This window comes from Enterobacter sp. E12, from assembly GCF_014596715.2.
Taxonomy (GTDB): Bacteria; Pseudomonadota; Gammaproteobacteria; order Enterobacterales; family Enterobacteriaceae; genus Enterobacter; species Enterobacter bugandensis.
Map to the genome: position 1 here is coordinate 1,569,346 of NZ_CP115601.1, position 26,444 is coordinate 1,595,789.

A 26,444-nucleotide genomic window follows, 5' to 3' on the forward strand; every position below is an offset into this window, starting at 1 on the left:
TTCAATCATAGCGTAACGAACCGATAATGCTGTTGCTAACGCATTGAACGCTAAAGAAGGAGAGAAAGTATGCAGTTTTCAACAACGCCGACCCTGGAAGGACAGACCATTACCGAGTATTGCGGCGTGGTCACCGGCGAAGCGATTCTGGGCGCGAACATTTTCCGGGATTTCTTTGCCGGGATTCGTGACATCGTCGGTGGACGCTCCGGCGCGTACGAAAAAGAGCTGCGTAAAGCGCGCGAAATTGCGTTTAAGGAGCTGGGCGAGCAGGCCAAAGCGCTGGGCGCAGATGCCGTTGTAGGGATCGATATTGATTATGAAACCGTCGGCAAAGATTCGAGCATGCTGATGGTGAGCGTAAGCGGCACGGCGGTGAAAACCCGTCGATGAAGCGCTCGCTTTCAACGCTCCTGCTGGCGATGTTGCTGGCAGGATGCGCCCAGGAAAAAGGCATTGTTGATAAAGGTGCCTACGAACTGGATACCCGCCATCAGGCGCAGGCGGCCTACCCGCGCATAAAGGTGCTGGTGATCCACTACACCGCCGACGACTTCGACACCTCGCTTGCGACCTTAACCGACAAAAACGTCAGCTCGCATTATCTCATCCCTGCGAAGCCGCCGACGCCGGACGGGAAGCCGCGCATCTGGCAGCTGGTGCCGGAGAGCGAGCTGGCCTGGCATGCGGGCATCAGCTTCTGGCGCGGCACCAACCGCATCAACGACACGTCTGTCGGCATTGAGCTGGAGAACCGCGGCTGGCAGAAGCGCGACGGTGTGAAAGTTTTCGCGCCGTTTGAGCCCGCGCAAATCGCGGCGCTTATCCCGCTTGCGAAAGACATTATCGCCCGGTACGACATTAAACCGCAGAACGTGGTGGCGCATGCTGATATCGCGCCCCAGCGTAAGGACGATCCCGGCCCGCTGTTTCCCTGGCAGGCGCTGGCGAAGCAGGGGATTGGGGCCTGGCCCGATGCCGGGCGCGTGAACTTCTATATCAATGGTCGTCCGCGCTATCAGGAGGTAGATCGTGCAGCCCTGCTCGATCTGCTGATGCGCTATGGCTATGAGGTGCCGGACAACGCCACGGATCAGCAGCAGCAACGCGTTATCACCGCCTTCCAGATGCACTATCGCCCGCAGGTATGGAACGGCGTCGCGGATGTGGAAACGATGGCCATTGCAGAAGCCCTTTTAGAGAAATACGGGCAGGGGTAAACCTTCGGTTTTCGCCCGAATGCGCGTTTTCCCCTTATTTGTGCTTGAGATTAATCTTAAGTACAAACTCAATTCATTTTTAGTAAATTGACTTAAAATTATCCGGATTTAAGATAGACACATAGCTTGCTAAGTAAATCAAAAAAATATTGCTGGCGGCAGGCGTTCTTATTTTCTCCTTGAGCCTTTCATCAGGAAAAGATTGTTGGTTTTCGGTTTTAATGCCGCGGCCATGCTATGTCTAATAAATCTAATCTTAAATGGGTATAACAATGTTAAGCATTTACGGTAAAAAATTACGTCCACAACCTGAAATGGAAGCCATTATTTCTGCCACGGAAGGTTTTGAAGAGAAAACCTTAAAGAAATGGCAGAAAATTTCCACGGCTGACTCTCAGTATATTCATATTATCGTCAGCGGCGAAGTCGAATTCCGTCGTGAATCAGACGAACTCTGCATGTTTACCGTCACCGGACAGTGCGTGTTTGGCCTCTCCGCTATTTTCTATCAGTCAGCCCATATGTACGGCCTGGTCCGCGCAAACACCGTGGTACGCAGCATCAAAAAAGAGGCCTTCGCGCAGCTTATGACCGAGAAAAATCTGTGGCCTGAATTGACCAAAGTGCTCTCCTGGTACATCTGCCTGCTGAGCAAACGCGATGATGTTCTGGTCGCCCGTAGCGCCTATTCTGTGGTCCGCGAATTCCTCTACGAAATTAATGAGCTGATTGTTCACCAACAGCGCGATATTAATATCTATGACTATATTCAGGAATATACCAACCTGGCCCGCAGTACCATTATTAAAATCCTCTCCGACCTGAAAAAAGGTCAATATATTGTGGTGGAGAAAGGTCGTCTGCTTAACCTCACCACGCTGCCTGAAAAATATTAACTACTCCAGACGGTCTCCTTTTTTACTCAAAGGAGACTGGACGTGATCGTTATGCAACAAACTGCTTTGCGATTGATCCTGCGTTTCGTCAACCGGCGGCGCGGGAATTTTGCCTTGAGAATAATCCTGCTCTTGTTCTTTTAACGCCTGCTTAAACAATTCGGCTAACGAAGCATCTTCACTTCCCGACGACGCGGTGGTGTTTTCGTGCGCCTCGGTTCCCGGCAGGGTATCGCGCGAGGTATCGTGCCCGGCATCCTGCGGCACGGTGCTGTCAGGGGCCTGCTGCCAGTCAGCATCATCTGTGCTTATCGGCAGATCCTGCATGGGCGGCATCTCTTCCCGTACCGGCGCCGGTTTAGGATGCGGATGCGGGAACGGTTTACTCACGTACACATAATGCATATCGGAAAGCTGCGTTTCCGGTTTAGCGACGCTCGCTTTTACCGGTTCAGGGGCCGGGTGGCGCAAATTCCAGTAAATATGCGCGTACAGCCCTGCCATGACCAGGGCGCACAAACCCAATACCCATAAAAAGGTATGACCGCAAATTTTTCTCAGGCTGGGGAGGCGGTACGAAAACCAGACCGCCTCTCCGGTGGTGTAGCTGCGCTGAGCCGCAAGACAGATGGTAGACATTAGGAATGCTTCTCCTGCGTGTTGGCGTCCGGTGTGGCATGCGTGGCCTGAAGCAACACGCTCGGCGTGGTATGGGTTTCACGCATTAACTGCATCAGCGTATCTTCCCCTGGAATGCCATCCACATGCAGATGCATTTTTTGCTGGAACTCGCGGGTGCGTTTCATCATCTCAGCCGTCCAGGTCTGAGCATGGGTTTCAGGCTGGCCAAGAGCCAGACTCAGCGCCTGATCCAGCCAGCCCATGTCTTTCGCATCGCTGGCGGCGCTGATGGCATCTTTGCCTTCCGGCGTCAGGCGATGCAGCTGGGTAAAGTTACCGGTGGCATGCTGGTTAAACCAGCTGCGGCTCACCTGCCAGGTGCGGTTATTCATCAGCAGATCCATCGAGTCATCGCCTACGCGGGCGACAACAGCGTAGTTAAGGTGGTTACCGGTTTTGAGTTCACTGACCCACGGATAACCCTCCTGTGCCAGCGCATCCGGTGACGCGTTGCCCTGTTTACACATCAGATTGACCTTCCCGGCGTTCTGACACAGCGCATCATCCGCGGAGGCGTCATACCCCCACATCAGGTACAGCTGGTGCATCGCATCCGGCTGATTAACCACTTCATTGTCGATAACCGGCACGACAGGCGCGTCGGCTTTTGACTTCTGCTGTTTCCAGCTCGCTGGTACGGGAAGCTGAATCGGCAGTTTTGCATTGATTGAGGCGGTTAAATACCATCCGCAGGCGGCGAACAGAACCGAGGCGAACAATCCCACGGTCGCCAGGCGCTTACCGTGTTTTTTCGCCGGGAGGATCTCGCCTGCCGCCAGGCGTAAATGACGCGGGCTGACCTGCGCTGCACGTTCGGTCCAGGCCGCGAGCATTGACAGGTGCGCCAGTTCATTCAGTTTGCTGATGTTGCCTTTGGTCAGCGCGTGCATCTTGCGCACGCGCGCCGGGGTTAGCGGCGAATTCTCGCACCCGTGTTCTTCACACTGCGCCTGCACATAGCTGAGAAATTCCCGGCAGGTCAGGGGACGCAATGTATGACGGGTATGGGCATATTCGCAAAGTTCAGATGGGTGTAAGAGGGCGGCTTCCTGCTCCGCGCTGCCCATCAGCACGATGGACAGACGGAACTCCAGCTCCTGAGCACGCGTAAGCAACATCCCCAGCACTTCACGGCAGGTCTCCTTCATCGCTTCCGCGTGACGGATGACGAGGGTTTTGCTGCGGTTTTTTCCGCCCTGCCACTGATGCAGCACGGCATCCACCGCCTGAATGCGGCTCTTGCTCTCTTTCGTTCCCGGGTTGAGCTTGTACAGCAGGCTACTGGCACTCAGCTTAGGAAACGCGTTGATGGCAATGGCGCCAGGAAGGCTGGCCTTCAGCGCATCGCTGAAGTGGCCCAGCAGCGATGCGTCGTTGCAAAAGAGCCCGATAATTCCCGCCACCTGGCTTTTCTCTTTCAGCAGGTTGAATACGTCCTGATGATAAGGCACCAGAAAATCGCCGGAGAAACCCGTGATTGTTCTGAATGGCGGTTGTTTAAATTTAAAGTGGCTCTGATACATAACGACTTACCGTCTCTGATTAGGAATAGCAACAGGACGAGAAAGTAAAGCAACGCCACAGGGTGGTCAATTTGCGCACAGGGTAAAAATATCCAGTTGCAATGACCTAACATCCCGATTTTATTTGGTCAATAGTTTTTTTTATTAAAGTTAATGGCGAAGTCGATGGTCGTATTTACGGCAGTTAATTACTATTTTTCACACATATTGGCGCAGCCCGACGCTGCTTATTTCCGCTTTGCTAAAGGCCAGATGAAAAATGAGGTTCTCATTTCTGTCACGGTGGATAACGCCTTGTATTATGTTTGTGCTGTTAATTTTTTGCGGCCAGCAAGGCTATCTGACGTTTAAAGATTATAAAAAAGTTACGAATAAGTTGGCTAAGTCTGATGAACAGCCGCTGAAAAATCGTCGTGAAGAAAAGACATTTACTCTGTTCACGGCTGCGGTGCGTCAGGATAACTTACCGGCTGCCGCGAAAGCCCCGCTGGCAGCGGAAATTGAAGGAATTGTCAGCAGTGACGATGCCTGGCTCTCCTTTGCGGTGATTAAAACCCCGGCAGGCCAGCGCAGCTATCGTGAAGGCGAGCCGCTGACCGGTTTTAACGATGCTTTTATTCAGGAAATTAACAAAGACAATGTGGTGGTTAATTACGAAGGTGCTACGCAGGTACTGGCGTTAAATAAGCCTGACTATTTTAAGGGCGGCGTTGATAGCGGCCCGGTAACCAAATCGACGAAAGATGCAGGCGCGGAAAGCGTGCATCTGGATGATTATCTGGTGTTAAAACCGGTAATCGAAAAAGGCCAACTGGAAGGCTACAACATCAATCCAAGGAATGCCTCAGCGTTCTTCAGCCATTCCGGGCTGGAAAAAGGCGACGTGGCTGTGAAAGTCAACTCTGTCGATATGACCGATGAAGCAAAGGCAAAAAGTATTATTGCCAACTGGTCGAAAATGAAAGAAGCGGAGGTCGTCGTCAGACGTCACGCTCACCTTGAAAATATTCGGGTTAATGTTCTAAACAACTAACAAGTGTACAGACATGAAGAAATTTCCTTGGGCGTGCGTGGCGCTGACCGCATTGTCGTTATATTCCAGTTCGCTGCTTGCAGCCAACTTTAGCGCGAGCTTTAAAAATACCGATATCCGCGAGTTTATCGATACGGTAGGCCGCAATCTTAACAAAACCATTCTCGTCGACCCGTCCGTTCAGGGTACGGTGTCGGTCAGAACCTATAACGTGCTGACGGAAGATGAGTATTACCAGTTCTTCCTGAGCGTGCTGGACCTGTACGGTCTGTCGGTGATCCCGATGGACAACGGCATGGTCAAAGTGGTGCGCTCAAGCGTAGCCCGCACCGCCGGGGCCCCGCTGGCAGACAGCAAAAATCCGGGCAAAGGCGATGAGATCATCACCCGCGTCGTGCGCATGGAAAACGTGCCGGTGCGTGAGCTGGCGCCGCTGCTGCGCCAGCTGAACGATGCCACCGGTATCGGTAACGTGGTGCATTTTGAGCCGTCGAACGTCCTGCTGTTAACCGGGAAAGCCTCGGTGGTGAATCGCCTGGTGGATCTGGTGCAGCGCGTCGACAGAGACGGCATTCAGCGTCGCGAAATCGTGCCGCTGCGCTTTGCGTCCGCCAAAGAGCTCTCCGACATGTTGAACAACCTCAACAACGAAGAGCAGAAGGGGCAGAACGCGCCGCAGCTCGCCACCAAGGTGGTAGCGGATGACGAGACCAACAGCCTGGTGATCAGCGGTTCGGAAGATGCGCGCATGCGTACCCGCTCTCTGATCCATCAGCTGGATCGCGAGCAGAACAACGAGGGGAATACCCGCGTCTTCTACCTCAAATATGCCAGCGCCACGAAGGTGGTGCCGGTGCTGACCGGGATTGGCGAACAGCTGAAGGACAAGCCGGGTGTCGCAAAAGCGAAAACCGCGAGCGCCTCGACGGATCTGAATATTACCGCCGACGAATCAACCAACTCGCTGGTGATCACCGCGCAGCCTAACGTGATGAACTCGCTTGAGAAAGTGATCGACAAGCTCGACATCCGCCGTCCGCAGGTGCTGGTGGAAGCGATCATTGCTGAAGTGCAGGACGGTAACGGCCTGGATCTCGGCGTGCAGTGGACCAGCAAGCACGGCGGCGTGCAGTTCGGCTCAACCGGCCTGCCTATCAGCCAGATTAAAAACGGCACCATGAAGGGGGCAAGCTTTACCGGCCTGGCGACCGGTTTCTTCAACGGCGACTTCGGCGCCCTGATGACCGCGCTCTCCACCGACGGTAAAAACGACATTCTCTCCACGCCGAGCGTAGTCACGCTGGATAACAAAGAAGCGTCGTTTAACGTGGGCCAGGACGTGCCGGTCCTTGCCGGTTCGCAGACCACCAGCGGCGACAACGTCTTCAATTCCGTTGAGCGTAAGACCGTCGGTACCAAGCTGAAAATTGTGCCGCAGATTAACGACGGTGACATGATCCACCTGAAGATTGAGCAGGAAGTCTCCAGCGTAGACAACAGCGCGACGGAAGACGCCAGCCTCGGCCCGACCTTCAACACTCGCACCATTAATAACGAAGTGATGGTCCACAGTGGCCAGACGGTGGTGCTCGGCGGCCTGATGGAAAACGTCACCAAGCAGTCGGTTTCCAAAGTGCCGCTGCTCGGCGATATCCCGCTGGTGGGCCAGCTGTTCCGCTACACCTCGCAGGACACGTCGAAACGCAACCTGATGGTGTTTATCCATACCACCGTCCTGCGTGACGACGACAACTACAGTGCCGCGTCGAAAGAGAAATATGACCAGATCCGCGTTCGCCAGATGCAGCGCGTGGAGGAGAAAAAGCTCGGCATTATTGAGCCAGCGGATAACGCCATTCTGCCCGCGTTTCCGTCTGCCGACACTAAGACGGCCACCCATGCCGCACCGGTGAAAACCAGCGCGACACGCAATCCGTTTAAAGAGTAAGGCGGAGGGGCAACGTGGACGAACTGAGTAAAACACTGTGTAGCAGCAGCTACGCAAAAGATAACGGCGTTTTATTTTATAACAATGACGTCTATATCCGTGATGACACCCCGGCATTTGCACTGCTGGAAGTGCGCCGGGTGCTGGGACGCGCGTTCGTCCCGGTCACCCTCACGCCGGAAGCGTTTGACGAGATGCTGGCCAAAATCTGGCAGCAGAGCAGCGGCGTCTCGCAGCAGCTGGTGGACGATATGGACGCCGATATCGACCTGATGGCGTTAACCGAGGAGATCCCGGATAACGAAGATCTGCTCGATAACGACGAAAACTCGCCGGTAATCCGCCTGATCAACGCCATTCTCGGCGAGGCGGTGAAGGACGGCGCGTCGGATATTCATATCGAAACCTTCGAGCGCACGCTGAGCATTCGCTTCCGCGTTGACGGCGTGCTGCGCCCGGTGCTGCAGCCTGCGCGCAAGCTCGCGCCGCTGCTGGTATCGCGCATCAAGGTCATGTCAAAACTCGACATCGCCGAGAAGCGCCTGCCGCAGGATGGCCGTATCTCCCTGCGCATTGGTCGCAAGGCGATCGACGTGCGCGTCTCGACCATTCCGTCCCAGTACGGCGAGCGCGTGGTGATGCGTCTGCTCGATAAAAGCAATCTTAAGCCTGACATCAACAAGCTGGGCCTGATTGATGAAGAGCTGGAGAAGCTGAAAGGGCTGATTGACCGTCCGCACGGCATTATCCTGGTCACCGGGCCGACAGGCTCCGGTAAAAGTACCACCCTGTACGCCATTCTTTCGGCGCTGAACGGTCACGAACGCAACATTCTGACCGTTGAAGACCCGATTGAATACGAGCTGGAAGGGGTGGGGCAGACGCAGGTTAACCCGCGCGTGGACATGACCTTTGCCCGCGGGCTGCGCGCCATTCTGCGTCAGGACCCGGACGTGGTGATGATCGGGGAAATTCGTGACGGTGAGACCGCGCAAATTGCGGTGCAGGCGTCGCTTACCGGTCACCTGGTCATGTCTACGCTGCACACCAACAGCGCCGCAGGGGCGATAACTCGCCTGCGGGATATGGGGCTGGAATCCTTTTTAATCGGTTCATCGTTGCTCGGTGTCATTGCCCAGCGTCTGGTGCGTCGGCTGTGTACGCACTGCCGGACCACCAGTCCGCTGGATGCCAATGAAAAAGCGCTGTTCAGCTTTATGGACGCGCCGCCAAAAGCAATCTACCGCGCGGTGGGCTGTGAACACTGCCGCCAGAGCGGCTATCAGGGCCGGGCCGGTATTCATGAGTTCCTGGTGGTGGACAGCACCATGCGCCGCGCCATTCATGAAGATAAGGACGAAATGTCTATCGAGACGCAGCTCTTTAAGCAGGCTTACAGCCTGCGTGAAAACGGGCTGCTGAAGGTGATTAGCGGCGTGACCTCGCTGGAAGAGGTGATGCGCGTCACCGCCGAGCGTGGGGGGGATGCGTAATGGCCTTCTACGCCTGGACCGCAACGGACGGCGCGGGGAAAACCCAGCGCGGCACGCTGCAGGCCGAGGGGAAAAAGCAGGTTCGCCAGTGGCTTCGCGAGCAAAAGCTGATGCCCGTCAGCATCAACGAAACCCGTGAGGCGGCGGCGTCCGGTAAAGCGAAAACCGGCGCAAAGCTCTCCACGCCGGTGCTGTCGATGTTTACCCGCCAGCTTTCGACGCTGGTCAACGCCGCGCTGCCGCTGGAAAGCGCCCTGAAGGCTATCTCGAAGCAGACGGAGGACAAAAAGCTGGCGGCGATGGTGGTGGAGATCCGCGAGAAAGTAGTGGAAGGCCACACGCTGTTCGACGCGTTTAGCCAGTTCCCGCGCACCTTCGACAAGCTCTACTGCACCCTGGTGATGGCCGGCGAAAAAACCGGCCACCTGGGCGACGTGCTGGAGAAGCTGGCGGAGTACAACGAGCAGCGCCAGAAGATGAAAAGCAAGCTGACGCAGGCGATGGTCTACCCGATTACCCTGACCGTGGTCGCCATCGCGGTCATCAGCATTCTGCTGGTGGCGGTGGTGCCGCAGGTGATCGAGCAGTTCACCCACATGAAGCAGCAGCTGCCGATCACCACCAGCACGCTGATTGCGGTGAGTGATTTTCTGCAGGCGTACGGGATCTACATCGTAGGGATCCTCGGCGGCGGGTTTGTCGGCTTTAAGACCTGGCTGAGAAACGCCAAAAACCGTTTTCGCTGGCACAGCTGGCTGGTGAACGGCTCGCCGATTAAAAAGCTGGTGTGCGCTATCAACAGCGCCCGCTACATCCGTACCCTGAGCATTTTGCAGGCCAGCAGCGTGCCGCTGCTGGAGGGGATGTATATCGCGATGGACGGTATCGAAAACCTCTATGCCCGGCAGGTGCTGGAGCAGGCGGCGGATACCGTGCGCCAGGGGGCATCGCTCTATGCCGCGCTGGAACAGGCGAAATTATTCCCGCCAACCATGCTGTATATGATTGCCTCCGGCGAAGAGAGCGGAGAATTAGGCAATTTAATGGACCGCGCGGCGGAAAACCAGGAATCGGCATTGCAGCATCGAATTACATTAACGCTGTCGGTATTTGAACCGGCGCTGGTGGTATCCATGGCGACGATTGTTTTATTCATCGTGCTGTCAATATTACAACCGCTTCTGCAACTTAATAATATGGTAGGTTAAATCATGGCTTTAAAACGTAAAAACCTGGCGCGTCAGGCGGGTTTCACCTTGCTCGAATTAATGGTGGTCATTGTTATTCTCGGCGTACTGGCGAGCATGGTGGTGCCAAACTTAATGGGCAATAAAGAAAAAGCAGATACGCAAAAAGCAACCAGCGATATTGTCGCGCTCGAAGGTTCGCTGGATATGTATAAGCTGGATAACCACCGCTACCCGACAACCGAGCAGGGTTTACAGGCGCTGGTAACCAAGCCTGAAATCGCGCCAATCCCGAACGGCTACCGTGCTGATGGCTATATCCGTCGCCTGCCGCAGGACCCGTGGGGCGGAGATTATATTCTGGTTAGCCCGGGCGAACACGGCGCGGTCGACGTCTTCTCCGCCGGTCCGGACGGTGAAGCCAATACCGCCGATGATATTACGAACTGGTCTCTGGATAAGAAAGAGAAATAATGAATAAACAACGCGGCTTTACGTTGCTGGAAATTATTCTGGCGCTGGTGATATTTGCCAGCTGCGCCATGATGGTGGTGTCAACAATACCTTCACGCAGCGGTGCGGATATATTTGGCCAGCAATTAAAAGCCCTCGTTGATTATGGTTCAGACCGTGCGGTGATGGACGGAAATATCGTCGGGCTGGTCATCACGACGGATAATTATCAGCTGGTGACGCTCGAGGATAAAAACGGCGAACGTCACTGGGTGCCGTTATCCGCCGGGCGTATTACCACCAAAGGCGATTTCCCGGAAGAGATGCACGTTTCGCTTTCGCCCCAGCGCCTTGCCGCCACGGTAAGCGCCGATCCGCAGGTGCTCTTTTTACCGGACGGCGAAATCAGCCGCTTCACGCTGACGCTGCAAAGCTATGACAAACAGCACCATTTCCGCGTGGTGTCGCAAGGCGCTGCGCCTGTATCGGTAGAGAACGATGGCTAACGGCAAAAAGCAAAAGGGGATGACGCTGCTGGAGGTGATGGTCGCGCTGGTGATCTTCTCCACCGCCGCGCTGGCGCTGATGAATTCGGTCTCCCTGAACGTGCGTTTCACTCACGGCCTGGCCGACACGCTGCAGGCCAGCTGGGTGGCGGAAAATCAGCTGGCGGAAGCGCAGCTCACGAAAACCGACTTCCCGGACGCCGAGACGCAGGGGACGGAAATCATGGGCGGGCGCAGCTGGAACTGGCGCAAGCAGCGGGTGAAAACCGCCGACAACGGCTGGGCGAACGCCATTCGCGTCTACGCGGAAGGGGACGACAGCCAGCCGGTTATCGCTTTGCAAATCGTTCCGCCGGGAGAGAGCAAGTGAAAAAAACGCGACGCCAGCGCGGGTTTACCCTGCTGGAGATCATGATTGCCCTGACCATTTTCGCGGTGATCAGCACCCTGGCCTGGCAAATTCTGGACGGCGCAATGCGCACCAGTTCGGCAACCGACGCCAGCGCCGCGAAGCTCAATCAGCTGCAGCGGGCCTGGAATCTGATGGAGCGCGATTTCTACCAGCTGCAGGCGCGCGCCCCGCGTAACGAGCCGGATCTGTTTCGTCAGGTGGATGATGCGCTTGAGCTGACCATGCTGAATGGCGTGAGCGGAACGATCCAGCTGGAGCGTGTGCGCTGGCGCCTGGAAGAGGGGCGTCTGTATCGCGACGTCTGGCCGGTGATTGATGGCCCGGTGGACGCGAAGCCCGATGAAGTGCCGATTGTCAGTGAGGTGAAATCGCTGCAGTGGCGTTTTTACCGTCAGGGCTGGCAGAAAAGCTGGAGCGACCCGGCGCATCTGCCGGACGGCGTGGAGCTGACGCTGACCATGGAAAACGGCGATACCTGGCGCTGGGTCTTTACGACCCCGGGCGATATGCCTGAAGCGGCGGCGCAAGCGCCCGCCGCTGCGCCAGAGACCGCGCCTGCGCCGTTGCCGGCACCGGAAGCAAAATCATGAGTGCATTACGTAAACAGAAAGGGGTAGCGCTGCTGGTGGTGCTGATCCTGCTGGTCATGATGTCGGCGCTGGCCGCCAAAATTAGCCAGCAGTTCTGTCGCAATCTGCAGAAAACCCATTATCAGGTCAGCCAGCAGCAGTTGCGCTGGGCGATGCAGGCGCAGGAGAAGGTGGTGAAGGACCGCCTGCAGACCGACGCCACCGGTGAAAACAAGGCTCTGAACCTGGACGGCGACTGGCACCAGCCGCTGGAGACGCGGGGCGAAGATTACACGGTGGTCAGCCAGGTGGAAGACGCGCAGGACTGCTTTAACGTCAATAACCTGCTGGCCGCAGAGAAAATACCACAGGGGCAAAACGCGCCCGCCGTGCCGGAAAAACCGCGCAACGAGCAGATTGTCGAACAGATCCTGACGGAAAGCGGCATCAGCCACACTACGGCAGAAGAGGTGTATCAACAGCTGGTGGACTATCTCGATGGCGACGCGACGACGGCCAAAGACGGTGCAGAGAGCGATGCCTGGGCGGGCGTCTTGCCCGCCCGACAGCCCGCGAACCAGATGATGCGCACCATTGCGGAGATCAAACAGCTGCCCGCGTTCCCGGTAGCGGCATACCCGAAGGTGAGCAAGCTGCTCTGCGCGCTGCCGGACTCTGCCAGCAAGGTGGATGTGAACACCCTGAAACCGGAACAGGCCGCCTTACTGGCCGCGCTGTTCCCCGGAAAATTAACGGAAGATGATGCCGTTCGCCTGATTGATTCGCGTCCAGAAACCGGCTGGGAAAATATGGAAACCTTCAGCAAAGCGCTGGAGCAGACCTTCCCGCAGTTGAAAGACGATCTCCCACAGGTGGCTGAGCTTCTCTCCATCAGCAGCCGGTATTTCCGCGTGAACTATACCGGCAATACCGATGAATTAACGCTTCGCGTGGTTAGCCAGCTTCAGGTCAATAACGAGGCCGGTGAGATCGTGACGTGGCAACGTCGTTACCGAATGATTGAATAAGAAAAGTAGATCGCTATGAAACAGGTACTTTTTGTTCGTCCCGATAACCGCGAGGGCGGGAAAATAATGGGGTGTGTCTCCGGCAGCCAGCAGGTTGAGACGCTGGAGAGCCTGGACGCGCTGGCGGACCATCCACTGGCGGCCCGTGTTTGTCTGCTGCTGCCCGCCAGCAGCATGATCTTCCGCCATTTTACGCTGCCGAAGAAAGTCGCCTCTCAGGCGACGGCATTCTCGTGGATGGCCGAGGAGACGCTGATTGGCGAGGTGGATAATCTTCACTGGACGGTGCTTCACAAAAAGGGTGCCGAAGTCGATGCGGTGGCGATTGATGCCGAACTGCTGCGCGTGTGGTTAAACCGCTGTCAGGAGGCGGGGTTAAAAGTGATCCAGGTGCTGCCGGATGCCTGGCTGCTGCCGGTGACGGCTGGCGGAAGTACTCTTGTCGCTCAGGACGACGGCTACTGGCTACGTTTATCACCGCATGTTGCCAGCGAAATGGAAGCGAGCCTGCTGCCGCTTCTGATGCAGAAGGCCGGAGAGGGGGAGGTGTGCTGTTACGGCGAAGCGCCTGCTGGTGTGGACGTCGACATTGCCCAGCCCTGGCAGCATCCGCTGGTGCTGATCCAGACGCAGTGGCAGGCCTGTCGCGTGAATCTGCTTCACGGTGAATTCAGCCTTAAGGCCGGTAACGGGCGCGTCGCGAAAAGCATGAAAGCCGCAGTAGCGATTGCGGGCCTGCTGTCCGTTGGCCTGCTGCTGGGGCCGCGCATTGCAATGGCCTGGATGCTGGTGCAGCAGGAAAACCAGATACAGGAGGAGATCCTCCAGGTGTATAAGCACCATTTCCCCAGCATGCGTCACCAGACCAATATCAAATATCACTTTGGTCAGAACGTCAAAAAACAGAGTAAGGGGATCTTCCTTCAGCTGGACGAGCTGGCGGCCGCCCGGCAGTCAGTGCCTGCGATGGAAATCGATCTGCTGGAATACGATGCGCAGCAAAACACGCTGACGCTGAGCGTCAGCGCGCAAAACCAGCCCGCGTTGCAGGCGTTTGTTAATCAGACCCGTGAGAATTTCGATTTTACCTTACAGCCTGTTTCAACCACCGAACCCTATACCGCCATGATCGCAGGGAAACATAAATGAAAGAGCGAATCGCGCAGCTGAAAACACGCTACCAGAACTACAGCGCCCGGGAGAAAGTTATTTTAAAACTCTGCATCGTTGCCCTGCTTGGGGCCGCGGTGTATTACGCAGGAGTCATCCCTTTGGATAATATGATTCAAAATAGTAAATCGACGCTTAAAAGACAAAAAGAGACGCTTAACTGGATGCGTAATGAAATTGATAAAAATCATCTTCAGGTTCAGTTAGTCAAAACGGATAATCCACGCACGGTGGTCGAGAAAAGCGCCCATGAAATTAACCTGTCGCTGGCGGACGTGCGCCAGGAGGGACAAACTTTATCGTTTGTGGTTAATCGGGTAAATGTTTATGAATTAAAAAACTGGCTGCGCGAAATTAATCAAACCTCCGGCGTCAGATTGCAAAAAATAAACCTCACGCCGGTTGACCATCTCAGCGATGTAAAAGCGCAGGTGCAGCTCACCTGGGCAAAAAACGCATGAATACCTTCTCGCTGATCCGGGAGGCCTGCCCGGTTAGTTTTCCGATAATGAGTGCGATCCTGGGCGGGATTATGGGCAGTTTTCTTGGCGTTGTTGCCGAGCGCCTGCCGGGGATCGTGATGGATGAAGAGGGAAGCGGCAATCTGCTCTTTCCTGCCTCGCACTGTCCGGTGTGCCAGCACACGCTTGCTGCATGGGAAAATATCCCCCTGGTCAGCTGGCTGTTATTACGGGGACGCTGCCACCAGTGCGGCACGACCATCCCGCTGCGGTTATTTTTGATCGAATTTTTCTCGGCGCTGTTTTTTGGCGTTACGGCCTGGTGCATGCCGGACGTTCAGGGGTTGTTTTCGCTGTGGTTATTCGCGCTGTTTTTACTGCCTCTGGCGATGATCGACTGGCAGCATCAGCTTCTCCCGGACTGCCTGACCCAACCGCTGTTGTGGGCAGGTCTCTTACTCCATGCATTTGACCACAGATTGCCGTTGCAGGACGCGCTGTTCGGTGCGGTAGCGGGCTATCTGTCGCTCTGGCTGCTCTACTGGGCCTTTCGCCTGCTGACCGGGCGGGAAGGGCTGGGCTACGGCGATTTTAAGCTGCTGGCGGCCTTAGGCGCCTGGTGCGGCTGGCAGGCGCTGCCTTCAATTGAACTTGCCGCAGCGTTGAGCGGTATCGCGGGCTATTTCGCGTTAAATAATTTAAATAAAAATAACCTCACTATTTCTTTCGGACCCTATCTGTCATTTGCTGGAATAGTCGTGTTTATTGGACAGCAGTTTGCTTTCATATTTTAAATATACAGGTCAAGTTTTTTTATAAGTTTTTTTGACGGTGGAAGAGAAGGATGTCTCTTTGCGCTCAGTGTATCGTAAAAGATATAAGCTACACGGAATTTGGGCTTGTATCTTTTTATGGAGGAATACAACGCAGCAAAACTTTTTTTCACGGTTGTCAGGTTGGTTTAATACGCATTATGCAAAACAAATCCATGTTCTCAAGGAAGGCATGGTTTATTAACGTTACGAATAAATTTATCAGGAAATAAAAATGAAATTTATGAAGCCTAAATATCTGGCGCTCTTTATTGCAGCGGCTACCAGCTCTGCATTTGCAGCGGCGCCAGGCACTCCGTCTATTAGCAGCGGCAATGATAAATTTGCGCTTGTAGAAGTCGATCAGGCGGCACAGGACTATAACAGCCTCGTTAAAGTTCACCCTGACGGTGTGGATGTGAAGGTTGAGTGGAACGTCTGGAGCGGCGACGCGCCAACCTCTGCCAAAGTCTTGCTGGACGGCCAGACCGTCTGGTCCGGCGCGGGCAGCGCATCTGGCTCTGCGACCTTCAAAGTGAAAAAAGGCGGACGCTACCAGGAGCAAGTGGAACTCTGTAATGCCAGCGGCTGCACCAAAAGCGCCAGCAAGCTGATTATCGTTGCGGACACCGACGGTAGCCACCTGCTGCCGCTGAACGCGCCGATGCAGGAAAACAACAAAACCTTCGCGCAGCATACCGATAAAGTGGTCGGCGCCTACTTCCCTGAGTGGGGCGTGTATGGCCGCAACTTCCCGGTGGATAAAATCCCTGCGGCTAACCTGAACCACATTCTGTACGGCTTCATTCCCATCTGCGGCGGCGACGGTATCAACGACAGCCTGAAATCCATTGAGGGCGGCAACAGCTTTGAAGCCCTGAAACGCGCCTGTAACGGCCGTCAGGACTACACTGTGGCTATCCACGACCCCTGGGCTGCTCTGCAAAAACCGCAGGCCGGTGTCTCCGGATGGGATGACCCGTACAAAGGTAACTTTGGTCAACTGATGGCGCTGAAAAAAGCCCACCCGGGCCTGAAGGTACTGCCGTCTATCGGCGGCTGGACCCTGTCAGACCCGTTCTATCAGATGAACGATCCGGCCATTCGCGCACGCTTCGTCTCCTCCGTGAAAGAGTTCCTGCAGACCTGGAAGTTCTTTGACGGCGTGGATATCGACTGGGAATTCCCGGGCGGCGGCGGTGAGAACGCAGCATTGGGTAACCCGCAGCAGGATAAGGCAACCTACACTGCGCTGATGCACGACCTGCGCGCAATGATGGATGAGCTTTCTGCACAAACCGGCCGTACCTACGAACTGACCACGGCGATTGGTTCCGGTAAAGATAAGATTGAAGATGTGGACTACACCACGGCACAGCAGTATCTCGATCATATCTTCCTGATGAGCTACGACTTCTACGGCGCGTGGAGCAACACGGTTCTGGGCCATCAGGCGGCGCTGCACGCGCCGGCATGGCGTCCTGACACGGACTACACCACCGAAAACGGCGTGAACGCGCTGCTGCAGCAGGGCGTACAGCCTGGCAAAATTGTGGTGGGTGCGGGCATGTACGGTCGCGGCTGGACCGGCGTACACGGCCAGACGGGCAACAATCCGTTCACCGGTACCGCAACGGGTCCGGTGAAAGGTACCTGGGAACCGGGCGTGGTGGATTACCGTCAAATTGTGAACGAGTACAAAGGCAAGCCAGGCTGGGAATACGGTTATGACGCTGACGCAGAAGCGCCTTACGTCTTCAACAAGTCAACCGGCGACCTGATCTCTTACGAGGATGCGCGCTCCGCTGCGGCAAAAGGCAAATACGTTCTGGCCAACCACCTGGGCGGTCTGTTCTCCTGGTCTATTGACTCTGACAACGGCGACATTCTGAATGCGATGAACGAAAGCCTGCTGGGCGGCTCGACTCCGGTTGAACCGGTGGTCACTAACCACGCGCCAATCGCGTCATCTGCCGATCAGAACGTCTCTGGCCCGGCAACCGTCACGCTTGATGGCTCTGCTTCCAGCGATCCAGACGGCGATGCGATCACCTACAAATGGACCCAGATCTCTGGTCCATCGGTGGCCCTCACCAACAGCACCAAAGCGAAAGCAACCTTCAACGTTGCGGCAGCGACCAGCGACCAGACCATGGCGTTCCGCCTGACGGTAACGGATGCAAAAGGGCTTAGCAACGCGATTGACGTGCAGGTTGTGAACAAAGCGCCGAAAGCGAACCAGGCACCCGTGGTGAACGCCATGGAAGCGGTGACGCTGCAGGCCGGTGAAACCTACGCTCTGCACGCGCAGGCTGCCGATCCAGACGGTGATGCTCTGACTTACGCCTGGAGCGTTCCGGCGGATATGCACGCGACCGGTACTGATACCGCGAACGTGACCATCACTGCGCCAGAAGTGACCGCAACCTCTACCTACACCCTGAGCGTAGTGGTAGGCGACGGTAAAACCAGCGTGCAGTCTAACGTACAGGTGACAGTGAATCCGAAACCGGCTGACGTTACGCCACCGGCTGATGAGGTTACCCCACCTTCTGACGAGGTTACCCCTCCGGCTGATGACGTGACTCCGCCATCCGAGGAAGGCACTGCAACCGGTAGCTGCGACGCGCCTGTCGATGCTAACGCCAGCAAATATGCCGCGTGGGATGCCAGCAAAATCTACAACAATGGCGATACCGTAAGCTTCGATCATCTGGTGTGGAAAGCGAAGTACTGGACCCAGGGCAACCAGCCTGGCTTCGGTGTGGATGCGTGGGAGCTGGTCAGCAACGTGAAGATGAACTGGCGTTCTGACCTCGTTTATAACGGCGGCGAAACCACCACCTACCAGGGCAACGTATACCGTGCCAAATGGTGGACACGTGGTGATAACCCGGCTAACAGCGATGTCTGGGTGAAAGAAGGTCCATCAACCGACTGCAAATAATCTGGTCCGGTAAACACTCACCATCCCCGACGGGGTGGTGAGTGATTCAAAATTCATTTTACAGGATGTTGCTAAGGAGAAATAACCGACGCTTACAGCAGGTGAAAATGAAAAAGTTAATGTTGTTGTTATTGATAATAAGCCAAAGCGCACTGGCAAACTGTTGGGACAGAGCCGCACATTATTATCATGTCGATCCTTATTTATTGTATGCCATAGCCAACGTTGAATCCGGTATGAATCCGTATGCGGTTGGGCAAAATCATGACGGCACGCGTGATGTCGGGCTAATGCAAATTAATAGCACTCACTTTACTGCGCTGGAAAGGCAAGGAATTGACGAATACCGGCTGATGACCGAGCCCTGCACCTCCATTATGGTCGGCGCTTCCATCTTGTCCGGGATGATTAAGGTGTACGGATATAACTGGGAAGCGGTAGGTGCCTATAACGCCGGATTGAAAAAAGAGAACTATCCGCAGCGGATGAAATATGCCCATAAAGTTTGGGCGAAATATCAGCAGTTGAAATTAGCTGCACGCTATTAAAGTTTTTTATTTTTGAAGAGTTCCTCAGGGTGTTCTTCGAAAAGTGAAAACAGCTGTCTATGGTTTATTTATTAATGGATTAATACATAAGCCGGGATTTAACTTTAACTTTAATTAACAGGAATACTGAAATGAATAAAAGGACGTTACTGAGTGTACTCGTTGCCGGCGCATGCGTAGCACCTTTTATGGCGCAGGCTGCCTCTTTGCAGGCGACCACCGGCGAGCCGTACACCATGAAAGCCAGCGATCTGGCGAAGAAAGAGCAGGAGCTCACTAACTTCCCGCTGATGACCTCCGTTAAAGAGACGATTCAGACCCTTGATAACGCGCAGGTCGAAATGATTGAGCCAGGCCGTGCGGCGAACCCGGACAACGTTAAGCGCGTGGAAGGGATCGTGAAGGCCAGCGACTGGGATTATCTCTTCCCGCTGCGCGCTCAGGCCTATACCTACAGCAACTTCCTGAAAGCCGTAGGTAAATTCCCGGCGCTGTGTAAGACCTATAACGACGGTCGCGACAGCGATGCGATCTGCCGCAAAGAGCTGGCCACCATGTTTGCCCACTTTGCCCAGGAAACCGGCGGTCACGAAAGCTGGCGTCCGGAAGCCGAGTGGCGTCAGGCGCTGGTCCACGTGCGTGAAATGGGCTGGAGCGAAGGGCAGAAGGGCGGCTATAACGGCGAATGTGACCCGAAAGTATGGCAGGGCCAGACCTGGCCGTGCGGTAAGGATAAAGACGGCGACTTCCTGAGCTACTTCGGTCGCGGCGCGAAGCAGCTGTCCTACAACTACAACTACGGTCCGTTCTCCGAAGCAATGTACGGCGACGTGCGTACCCTGCTGGATAAACCTGAGCTGGTGGCGGATACCTGGCTGAACCTGGCGAGCGCGATCTTCTTCTTCGCCTACCCGCAGCCGCCAAAACCAAGCATGCTGCAGGTTATCGACGGCACGTGGCAGCCGAACGATCATGATAAAGCCAACGGTCTGGTACCGGGCTTCGGCGTGACCACCCAGATCATCAACGGCGGCGTAGAGTGCGGCGGCCCGACTGAAATTGCTCAGTCTCAGAACCGTATCAAGTACTACAAAGAGTTCGCGAACTACCTGAAAGTGCCTGTTCCGGCCAATGAAGTGCTGGGCTGCGCCAACATGAAGCAGTTCGACGAATACGGTGCCGGCGCCCTGAAGATCTACTGGGAGCAGGACTGGGGATGGAGCGCGGATACGCCAGACGGTAAGACCTACTCGTGCCAGCTGGTGGGCTACCAGACGCCGTTCAGCGCGTTCAAAGACGGCGACTATACCAAGTGCGTGCAGAAGTTCTATAACGTCAATATCGTGAACGATGACGGCTCTGCCGTAACGCCGGACGAAACCCCGGTAACGCCAGCGCCAACGCCAACGCCTTCAGAAGATGAAACGCCGGCACCAGCTCCAGCGCCAACGCCGGATGAAACCCCGGCTGAACCTGTTGCGGTGAACCACGCGCCGGTTGCGCAGATTGCGGGTCCAATCGGTGCCGTTGAAGCGGGCGCGCAGGTGTCCCTGAGCGCGGAAGGCTCTACCGACGCGGACGGCAACAAGCTGACCTACACCTGGCGTTCTCAGGATGGTCAGACCGTGACCGGTGAAGACAAAGCGGTGGTGACCTTCAAGGCGCCTGAGTCCGCAACGGCGCAGCAGATTGAAATCAGCCTGACCGTCAGCGATGGCGAGCTGACCAATACCACCACTTACCTGCTGAACGTGAAAGCGAAAGCGGCAACGCCATCAGGTGACGAAGGTGCTTACCAGGCGTGGAGCGCGAACAGCAAGTACAACGCAGGTGATATCGTGAACAACCACGGTAAACTGTTCCAGTGCAAACCGTTCCCGTACAGCGGCTGGTGTAACAACTCCCCGGCATACTATGAACCAGGCGCAGGTCTGGCATGGGCTGATGCCTGGACGGCATTATAAACAGCAAACGGCAACCCTCGGGTTGCCGTTTTAGTGTCTGCACCCTCTCCCCGTGGGAGAGGGTCGGGGTGAGGGCATCAGGCCGCACACTCTGTCTTTTGCCGGGTGGCGCTGCGCTTACCCGGCCTACATGAGGCTGGAGGCTTACCGGTGCAACTTCCCGTGATCCCGTAACCACGCCGCCGTGCGCACAATGCCTTCATCCAGCGTCACAATCGGCTTATACCCCAGCTCAGTCTCCGCGCGCGTGATATCCAGCGTAAAATCAAAGTTAAGCTTCGATACGCCGTAGTGCGTCAGCGCGGGCTCTTTGGCGGATTTACTGCCAAAACGCTCCATGCTGCGGGCGATCATGTCCAGCATCGGGTAGGGCACGGAACGGATACGGCAGTCGATCTGCAGTTCATCAATCAGCCGCTGCACAACGCTGCGCAACGTGCACGGTTCACCGTTGGTGATGTTATAGGCGCGACCGGAGATAAGCTTATCGCAGTCCGGCTGGCTTGCCAGCCACATGGCGTGGACGGCATTTTCGTAATAGGTCATGTCCACCAGCGCATCGCCGCCGCGCGGCAGCAGCACGCTGCCGTAGTGGTGCATCATCTGCGCCAGACGCGGAATAAACACTTTGTCGTGCGGTCCGAAGAGGCTCTGCGGGCGCAGGACGGTAAAACGGGTATGCGGGTTTGACTGCGCCAGCAGGTCGATGACCTCTTCGCTGGCCGCCTTGCTGCGGGCAAACTCGCAGGCAAAGCGAGCAGGGCGGAAATCTTCCTGCACGTCACGATGGTGGTGGTAGTCGAAATAGAGTGACGGTGACGAGATATGGATAAAGTTACGCACGCCCCAGGCTACGGCCCATTCGCCCAGACGACGCGTGGCGCGCACGTTGGCGAGATCGAAGGCTTCCTGGGTTCCCCACGGGGAGGTAAAACTGGAGCAGTGCCACAGCGTGTCGATACCGGCGAGCATCACCTTCGCCTGCGAGGAGACCAGCTCCGTCAGGTCGGCATGGACGAACTCCGCGCCCATTTTTTGCAGCAGTTTCCCCATCGCTTCGTTGCGACCGGTGGCCCTGACGCTGATGCCCTTGTTGCGCAGAAATTCGACCGCATTTCGGCCTAAGCCGCTGGTCGCCCCGGTAACCAGTACCTTCATATCAATCCACTGTGTTGAAAAGAATTTCGTGCGCATTCTTTCGTGAATTACGATGTGTTGCAATGGGAAAGGTGAAAGAAAGAGGGTTTTATTAACTTATTTTCGTCTTTTGTTCTGCCAGTTGCGCAATGCGTTTTGCCATTCCCCGGAAGATAAACAGATGGGCGGGGATCATAAACAGCCAGTAGAACAGACCCGGCATCCCGTGTGGGTGCCACCAGGCGCGAACGTCCAGTTCCCGATGATCGCCTTTGTCCTTGAGCGTAAAGCAGAGCCGCCCCAGCCCCGGCGCCTTCATGCCGAACAGTAGCGCCAGCTGTTTTTCCGGCTCGACGACGATCACCTTCCAGCTGTCGACCGCATCGCCTGGCGCAAGATACGGATGCGCCGGGCGGCCTTTCGCCAGCCGGTGGCCCACCAGCAGATCCATCGCACCGCGCGTCTGCCAGAGGATATTGCCGAAGAAATAGCGCTCTTTGCCGCCGATCTGGTTCACCACCTCCCACAGCGCGTGAAGGCTGGCAGAGGTTTTTACCGTGCAGCCCGCCTGCTTCGGGTAATAGCCGTACTCGGGGCGCCAGCGGGCAAAGGCCTGCGCGTCGTAGCCCCAGTCGCTGGAGTTCACCAGCTTCTCTTCTTCTTTCAGCGTATGGCGCACCGCGTCGTCAAAGCGGATCAACGCCTGGGGGATCAATGCGCGCAGCGCGCGATCGTCCGCCAGCAAATCGTGTTTTAGCCCCTGGATCAGTGCTTTGGCAGTCGTCGGGGGAACCGAGGTGATCACATTCAAAAACCACACTGAAATCCAGCGGGTCGGGAAGGGGATGGGGATCAGCCAGCGGCGGCGTCCGCTGACGCGCATGAAATGTTCGAACTGCTCCTGATAGCTCAGCACTTCAGGGCCTGCCGCCTCCAGCACGCGGTGTTGCTCTGCCGGGTGATCCAGCAGGGCCACCAGATAGTGGAGCAAATTCTCCAGCGCAATCGGCGTGGTGCGCGAGCGCACCCAGCGCGGCGGGGTCAGCACCGGCAGGTTGTAGACCATATCGCGCATTACTTCGAAGGCGGCGGAACCCGCGCCGACGATGATCCCGGCGCGCAGTTCGGTGACGGGAATATTCGCCCCGCGCAGCGTGTCTGCCGTCAGCTGGCGGGCGCGCAGATGGTCGGACTGCTCGTGTTCGGGTGCCTGGAGCGAGCTTAAAAAAATCACCTGCTTCACCGGCGTTTGCAGCAGGGCATCGCGGACGTTCATCGCCACCTGACGCTCGTGGGCGATAAAATCCCCGCCTTCGCCCATGCTGTGGACCAGGTAGTAAAGCGTGTCGACCCCTTCCAGCAGCGCGGGGAATTCCTTCGGCCAGTTGAGATCGACGTTGTGACAGGTCACGCCAGGCAAACCAAGCTTTTGCAGGCGCTCGGTATTGCGTGCCGCTGCCTGCACCTGATGCCCCTGCTGGCTTAATGCAGTCGTGAGGTGCTGACCGATATATCCGCTGGCGCCAAGCACCAGAATACGTTGCGGCACGTGATGCTCCTTAACGCTGTAAAAACGCCTGCCAGTGTTTTACCACGTCGGCCAGCTGTTCGCGGCTCACGTCGAGATGCATCACCAGGCGCACGACCGGGGAGGCGTTGATCAGCACGCCACGCGCTTTCATAAATTCACCCAGCGCAGGGGCGTGCTCGTCGCCCACGCGCACAAAAAGCATGTTGGTGTCGTGACGCATCACGTCCGCGCCGATCTCGCGCAGCTGCGTTGCCATCCACGCGGCGTTGTCATGATCGTCCTTGAGGCGCGCCACGTTATTTTTTAATGCGTACAGTCCGGCAGCCGCCAGAATGCCCGCCTGACGCATGCCGCCGCCGGTCATTTTACGCCAGCGGTTGGCGCGCTTGATGTAGTCTGTGCTGCCGACCAGCAGCGAACCCACCGGCGTGCCCAGCCCTTTCGAGAGGCAAATGGTGAACGAGTCGCAATATTGGGTGATGTCCTTCAGCTCGCAGCCGTACTCCACCACGGCGTTAAAGATACGCGCGCCATCGACGTGCAGGCCGAGCCTGCGCTCGCGAGTGAATTCCCACGCTGCTTTCAGGTATTCGCGCGGCAGCACTTTACCGTTGTGGGTGTTTTCGAGGCTGAGCAGCCGGGTGCGGGCGAAGTGAATATCGTCAGCTTTGATTTTTGCCGCGACTTTATCCAGCGGCAGGGAGCCGTCCGGCGCGGCGTCAATCGGCTGCGGCTGGATGCTGCCAAGCACCGCCGCACCGCCAGCTTCGTACAGGTAGTTATGCGCACCCTGGCCGACGATATACTCTTCGCCGCGCTCGCAGTGGCTGAGCAGCGCCACCAGGTTAGCCTGCGTGCCGGTCGGCAGGAACAGCGCGGCCTCCTTGCCGCTCAGCTCTGCCGCATAGCGCTGCAGTTCGTTGACCGTCGGGTCATCGCCGTAGACGTCGTCCCCGACCGGGGCGGCCATCATCTCTTCGAGCATGGCGCGGCTCGGGCGGGTAACGGTATCACTACGCAAATCAATCATTTCACATCCCTTTATTTTAAGAGGTCATGCGAAACGTTTTACCTGAGCCAGTTGGTTTTTGCCAGTTCGATCACTTCGTCACCGCGCCCGCTGATGATGGCGCGCAGCATGTAGAGGCTAAAACCTTTGGCCTGTTCCAGCTTGATCTGCGGCGGGATCGCCAGCTCTTCTTTGGCGACGACGACGTCAACCAGTACCGGACCGTCGATGGAGAAGGCGCGCTGCAGGGCTTCATCCACCTCTGAGGCTTTCTCCACGCGAATACCGGTGATGCCGCACGCTTCGGCGATGCGGGCAAAGTTGGTGTCGTGCAGTTCGGTGCCATCCGTGAGATAGCCTCCTGCCTTCATCTCCATCGCCACGAAGCCCAGCACGCTATTGTTAAAGACCACGATTTTCAGCGGAAGCTTCATCTGCACCACCGACAGGAAATCCCCCATCAGCATGCTGAACCCGCCGTCGCCGCACATCGCCACGACCTGACGCTCCGGTGCCGTCGCTTTTGCCCCCAGCGCCTGCGGCATGGCGTTGGCCATTGAGCCGTGGTTGAACGAGCCGAGCAGGCGACGTTTGCCGTTCATCTTCAGGTAGCGCGCCGCCCAGACGGTGGGCGTGCCGACGTCGCAGGTAAAAATGGCGTCGTCGTCCGCAAAATGGCTGATCTGCTGCGCCAGATACTGCGGATGAATGGCTTTGTCGCTCGGTTTGGCGAGGTCGTCCAGCCCCTTGCGCGCGTCGCGGTAGTCGCTCAACGCTTTATCGAGGAATTTGCGGTCGGTTTTCTCTTCCAGCAGCGGCAGCAGGGCGGCAAGGGTGGATTTGATGTCGCCCACCAGCGCCATATCGACCTTGCTGTGCGCGCCGATGCTGGCCGGGTTGATATCAATCTGAATGATTTTGGCATCCGTCGGATAGAACGCGCGGTACGGGAACTGGGTGCCGAGCAGGATCAGCGTGTCGGCGTTCATCATGGTGTGGAAGCCGGAAGAAAAACCGATCAGCCCGGTCATGCCCACATCGTACGGGTTATCGTATTCGACGTGCTCTTTGCCGCGCAGGGCGTGGACGATGGGCGCTTTGAGCTTACCGGCAAATTCCAGCAGCTCTTTATGTGCGCCCGCACAGCCGCTGCCGCACATCAGGGCGATATTGCTGGAGTAGCGCAGCAGCTGCGCCAGCTTTTTCAGCTCCTCTTCGGCTGGCGTTACCACCGGCTGCGGGGCGTGATACCAGTGGGTGCTGGCCCCTTCAGGTGCAGCCTTAAGCGCCACGTCTCCCGGGATAACGACCACGGAAACGCCACGGTTTAGTACGGCTTTGCGCATGGCGATCGCCAGCACCTGCGGGATCTGCTCCGGGGATGAAACCAGCTCACAGTAGTGGCTGCATTCACGGAACAGCTCCTGCGGATGCGTCTCCTGAAAATAGCCGCTGCCGATTTCGGAAGAGGGGATATGGGCGGCAATCGCCAGCACCGGCACGTGGTTACGATGGCAGTCGAACAGGCCGTTGATCAGATGCAGGTTGCCAGGCCCGCACGAGCCTGCACACACGGCCAGTTCTCCTGTGAGCTGCGCTTCGGCACCGGCGGCGAAGGCAGCGACCTCCTCATGACGGGTCGGCATCCATTCGATGGTTTTCATCTTGTTCAGGCTGTCGCTGAGCCCGTTCAGGGAATCGCCGGTCACGCCCCAGATACGTTTTACGCCAGCCTGTTCGAGCGTTTTCGCTATATATGCAGCCACGGTTTGTTTCATGGTTGTCCGTCTCCTTTTTGTGATATCGCTTACAAGCTTAGAAGAAAGTCACTGTATTGCCCGTCAAATCCCCCCATTTAAAAGGTGCTTTTCACGCGCCACGCTTCGGCATAATCTGGTGATGTCTCAGTGAAAACA

At 56.5% G+C, this 26,444-nt stretch carries 24 protein-coding genes; 18 read left to right on the forward strand and 6 right to left on the reverse strand.

The annotated features are described in order from the left end of the window. Window positions 1–69: 69 nt before the first annotated feature. The 3 genes from IB212_RS07440 to IB212_RS07450 all read left to right on the forward strand — a co-directional run bounded on the left by IB212_RS07440 (window position 70) and on the right by IB212_RS07450 (window position 2,116). On the forward strand, window positions 70–393 hold the full coding sequence (locus tag IB212_RS07440; protein WP_028012516.1) for a heavy metal-binding domain-containing protein: 324 nt from the start codon (window positions 70–72) through the stop codon (window positions 391–393). Then, entirely contained in the window at window positions 390–1,220 is an 831-nt protein-coding gene (locus IB212_RS07445) for an N-acetylmuramoyl-L-alanine amidase (protein ID WP_045630959.1), read from the forward strand. The genes IB212_RS07440 and IB212_RS07445 overlap by 4 nt, the downstream gene beginning before the upstream one ends. Before the next feature lie 272 nt (window positions 1,221–1,492). Beyond that, a complete protein-coding gene (locus IB212_RS07450; protein WP_028012518.1) occupies window positions 1,493–2,116 on the forward strand; it encodes a helix-turn-helix domain-containing protein in 624 nt (207 codons plus the stop codon). Here IB212_RS07450 and IB212_RS07455 read toward each other — a convergent pair whose 3' ends face one another. Both IB212_RS07455 and IB212_RS07460 read right to left on the reverse strand, forming a co-directional pair. After that, window positions 2,117–2,755, reverse strand: coding sequence for a hypothetical protein (locus IB212_RS07455; protein WP_188245752.1), 639 nt, complete (start codon window positions 2,753–2,755; stop codon window positions 2,117–2,119). Then, a complete protein-coding gene (locus tag IB212_RS07460) occupies window positions 2,755–4,320 on the reverse strand; it encodes an ExeA family protein (RefSeq protein WP_188245751.1) in 1,566 nt (521 codons plus the stop codon). The genes IB212_RS07455 and IB212_RS07460 overlap by 1 nt, the downstream gene beginning before the upstream one ends. Before the next feature lie 301 nt (window positions 4,321–4,621). On the opposite strand from IB212_RS07460, the gene gspC reads away from it, so the two are divergent. The 15 genes from gspC (at window position 4,622) to IB212_RS07535 (ending at window position 20,851) form a co-directional block, all read left to right on the forward strand. Continuing rightward, a complete protein-coding gene (gene gspC / locus IB212_RS07465) occupies window positions 4,622–5,353 on the forward strand; it encodes a type II secretion system protein GspC (RefSeq protein WP_041910664.1) in 732 nt (243 codons plus the stop codon). Window positions 5,354–5,366: 13 nt separating this feature from the next. Continuing rightward, window positions 5,367–7,301 (forward strand): type II secretion system secretin GspD, encoded by a 1,935-nt coding sequence (gspD, locus tag IB212_RS07470; RefSeq protein WP_041910663.1) that lies wholly within the window; start codon window positions 5,367–5,369, stop codon window positions 7,299–7,301. 14 nt (window positions 7,302–7,315) lie between these two features. Further along, window positions 7,316–8,794 carry a type II secretion system ATPase GspE gene (gene gspE / locus IB212_RS07475; protein WP_006809432.1) on the forward strand — a complete coding sequence of 493 codons (1,479 nt, stop codon included), beginning with the start codon at window positions 7,316–7,318 and terminating at the stop codon, window positions 8,792–8,794. Then, window positions 8,794–10,002 carry a type II secretion system inner membrane protein GspF gene (gene gspF / locus IB212_RS07480; protein ID WP_041910662.1) on the forward strand — a complete coding sequence of 403 codons (1,209 nt, stop codon included), beginning with the start codon at window positions 8,794–8,796 and terminating at the stop codon, window positions 10,000–10,002. The genes gspE and gspF overlap by 1 nt, the downstream gene beginning before the upstream one ends. Window positions 10,003–10,005: 3 nt before the next feature. Beyond that, a complete protein-coding gene (gene gspG, locus IB212_RS07485; protein ID WP_028012525.1) occupies window positions 10,006–10,455 on the forward strand; it encodes a type II secretion system major pseudopilin GspG in 450 nt (149 codons plus the stop codon). After that, window positions 10,455–10,940, forward strand: coding sequence for a type II secretion system minor pseudopilin GspH (gspH, locus tag IB212_RS07490; protein WP_028012526.1), 486 nt, complete (start codon window positions 10,455–10,457; stop codon window positions 10,938–10,940). The genes gspG and gspH overlap by 1 nt, the downstream gene beginning before the upstream one ends. Then, window positions 10,933–11,310: a type II secretion system minor pseudopilin GspI gene (gspI, locus tag IB212_RS07495; protein WP_041910661.1), complete on the forward strand. Its 378-nt coding sequence runs from the start codon at window positions 10,933–10,935 to the stop codon at window positions 11,308–11,310. Before gspH ends, gspI begins: the two co-directional genes overlap by 8 nt. After that, a complete protein-coding gene (gspJ, locus tag IB212_RS07500; RefSeq protein WP_041910660.1) occupies window positions 11,307–11,942 on the forward strand; it encodes a type II secretion system minor pseudopilin GspJ in 636 nt (211 codons plus the stop codon). The genes gspI and gspJ overlap by 4 nt, the downstream gene beginning before the upstream one ends. Further along, on the forward strand, window positions 11,939–12,949 hold the full coding sequence (gspK, locus tag IB212_RS07505) for a type II secretion system minor pseudopilin GspK (RefSeq protein ID WP_041910659.1): 1,011 nt from the start codon (window positions 11,939–11,941) through the stop codon (window positions 12,947–12,949). Before gspJ ends, gspK begins: the two co-directional genes overlap by 4 nt. A gap of 15 nt (window positions 12,950–12,964) precedes the next feature. After that, window positions 12,965–14,098 carry a type II secretion system protein GspL gene (gene gspL, locus IB212_RS07510; protein ID WP_041910658.1) on the forward strand — a complete coding sequence of 378 codons (1,134 nt, stop codon included), beginning with the start codon at window positions 12,965–12,967 and terminating at the stop codon, window positions 14,096–14,098. Continuing rightward, on the forward strand, window positions 14,095–14,580 hold the full coding sequence (gene gspM / locus IB212_RS07515) for a type II secretion system protein GspM (RefSeq protein ID WP_041910657.1): 486 nt from the start codon (window positions 14,095–14,097) through the stop codon (window positions 14,578–14,580). The genes gspL and gspM overlap by 4 nt, the downstream gene beginning before the upstream one ends. After that, window positions 14,577–15,374: an A24 family peptidase gene (locus IB212_RS07520; RefSeq protein WP_041910656.1), complete on the forward strand. Its 798-nt coding sequence runs from the start codon at window positions 14,577–14,579 to the stop codon at window positions 15,372–15,374. Before gspM ends, IB212_RS07520 begins: the two co-directional genes overlap by 4 nt. A 253-nt stretch (window positions 15,375–15,627) precedes the next feature. Beyond that, window positions 15,628–18,339 (forward strand): glycosyl hydrolase family 18 protein, encoded by a 2,712-nt coding sequence (locus IB212_RS07525; RefSeq protein WP_041910654.1) that lies wholly within the window; start codon window positions 15,628–15,630, stop codon window positions 18,337–18,339. Window positions 18,340–18,446: 107 nt separating this feature from the next. Continuing rightward, window positions 18,447–18,887 carry a type III secretion system invasion protein IagB gene (gene iagB / locus IB212_RS07530; protein ID WP_041910653.1) on the forward strand — a complete coding sequence of 147 codons (441 nt, stop codon included), beginning with the start codon at window positions 18,447–18,449 and terminating at the stop codon, window positions 18,885–18,887. A gap of 131 nt (window positions 18,888–19,018) precedes the next feature. Further along, a complete protein-coding gene (locus IB212_RS07535; RefSeq protein WP_041910652.1) occupies window positions 19,019–20,851 on the forward strand; it encodes a chitinase in 1,833 nt (610 codons plus the stop codon). 144 nt (window positions 20,852–20,995) lie between these two features. On the opposite strand, the gene IB212_RS07540 is transcribed toward IB212_RS07535, so the two are convergent. The 4 genes from IB212_RS07540 to poxB form a co-directional block, all read right to left on the reverse strand. Then, complete coding sequence (locus IB212_RS07540) at window positions 20,996–22,009, reverse strand: NAD(P)-dependent oxidoreductase (protein WP_051486215.1); 1,014 nt, start codon at window positions 22,007–22,009, stop codon at window positions 20,996–20,998. Window positions 22,010–22,100: 91 nt separating this feature from the next. Continuing rightward, on the reverse strand, window positions 22,101–23,537 hold the full coding sequence (locus tag IB212_RS07545) for an SDR family oxidoreductase (RefSeq protein WP_041910650.1): 1,437 nt from the start codon (window positions 23,535–23,537) through the stop codon (window positions 22,101–22,103). A 10-nt stretch (window positions 23,538–23,547) separates the two neighbouring features. Beyond that, a complete protein-coding gene (gene ltaE, locus IB212_RS07550; protein WP_041910649.1) occupies window positions 23,548–24,549 on the reverse strand; it encodes a low-specificity L-threonine aldolase in 1,002 nt (333 codons plus the stop codon). Window positions 24,550–24,587: 38 nt separating this feature from the next. Beyond that, window positions 24,588–26,306, reverse strand: a complete 1,719-nt coding sequence (gene poxB / locus IB212_RS07555) for a ubiquinone-dependent pyruvate dehydrogenase (protein ID WP_041910648.1) — start codon at window positions 26,304–26,306, stop codon at window positions 24,588–24,590. Window positions 26,307–26,444 lie beyond the last annotated feature (138 nt).

Bases quoted from the DNA above. Each gene is read 5' to 3' on its own strand.
- IB212_RS07440 (WP_028012516.1), top strand. From the start codon at position 70: ATGCAGTTTTCAACAACGCCGACCCTGGAAGGACAGACCATTACCGAG.
- IB212_RS07445 (WP_045630959.1), top strand. From the start codon at position 390: ATGAAGCGCTCGCTTTCAACGCTCCTGCTGGCGATGTTGCTGGCAGGA.
- IB212_RS07450 (WP_028012518.1), top strand. From the start codon at position 1,493: ATGTTAAGCATTTACGGTAAAAAATTACGTCCACAACCTGAAATGGAA.
- IB212_RS07455 (WP_188245752.1), bottom strand. From the start codon at position 2,755: ATGTCTACCATCTGTCTTGCGGCTCAGCGCAGCTACACCACCGGAGAG.
- IB212_RS07460 (WP_188245751.1), bottom strand. From the start codon at position 4,320: ATGTATCAGAGCCACTTTAAATTTAAACAACCGCCATTCAGAACAATC.
- gspC (WP_041910664.1), top strand. From the start codon at position 4,622: ATGTTTGTGCTGTTAATTTTTTGCGGCCAGCAAGGCTATCTGACGTTT.
- gspD (WP_041910663.1), top strand. From the start codon at position 5,367: ATGAAGAAATTTCCTTGGGCGTGCGTGGCGCTGACCGCATTGTCGTTA.
- gspF (WP_041910662.1), top strand. From the start codon at position 8,794: ATGGCCTTCTACGCCTGGACCGCAACGGACGGCGCGGGGAAAACCCAG.
- gspG (WP_028012525.1), top strand. From the start codon at position 10,006: ATGGCTTTAAAACGTAAAAACCTGGCGCGTCAGGCGGGTTTCACCTTG.
- gspH (WP_028012526.1), top strand. From the start codon at position 10,455: ATGAATAAACAACGCGGCTTTACGTTGCTGGAAATTATTCTGGCGCTG.
- gspI (WP_041910661.1), top strand. From the start codon at position 10,933: ATGGCTAACGGCAAAAAGCAAAAGGGGATGACGCTGCTGGAGGTGATG.
- gspK (WP_041910659.1), top strand. From the start codon at position 11,939: ATGAGTGCATTACGTAAACAGAAAGGGGTAGCGCTGCTGGTGGTGCTG.
- gspL (WP_041910658.1), top strand. From the start codon at position 12,965: ATGAAACAGGTACTTTTTGTTCGTCCCGATAACCGCGAGGGCGGGAAA.
- gspM (WP_041910657.1), top strand. From the start codon at position 14,095: ATGAAAGAGCGAATCGCGCAGCTGAAAACACGCTACCAGAACTACAGC.
- IB212_RS07520 (WP_041910656.1), top strand. From the start codon at position 14,577: ATGAATACCTTCTCGCTGATCCGGGAGGCCTGCCCGGTTAGTTTTCCG.
- IB212_RS07525 (WP_041910654.1), top strand. From the start codon at position 15,628: ATGAAATTTATGAAGCCTAAATATCTGGCGCTCTTTATTGCAGCGGCT.
- iagB (WP_041910653.1), top strand. From the start codon at position 18,447: ATGAAAAAGTTAATGTTGTTGTTATTGATAATAAGCCAAAGCGCACTG.
- IB212_RS07535 (WP_041910652.1), top strand. From the start codon at position 19,019: ATGAATAAAAGGACGTTACTGAGTGTACTCGTTGCCGGCGCATGCGTA.
- IB212_RS07540 (WP_051486215.1), bottom strand. From the start codon at position 22,009: ATGAAGGTACTGGTTACCGGGGCGACCAGCGGCTTAGGCCGAAATGCG.
- ltaE (WP_041910649.1), bottom strand. From the start codon at position 24,549: ATGATTGATTTGCGTAGTGATACCGTTACCCGCCCGAGCCGCGCCATG.
- poxB (WP_041910648.1), bottom strand. From the start codon at position 26,306: ATGAAACAAACCGTGGCTGCATATATAGCGAAAACGCTCGAACAGGCT.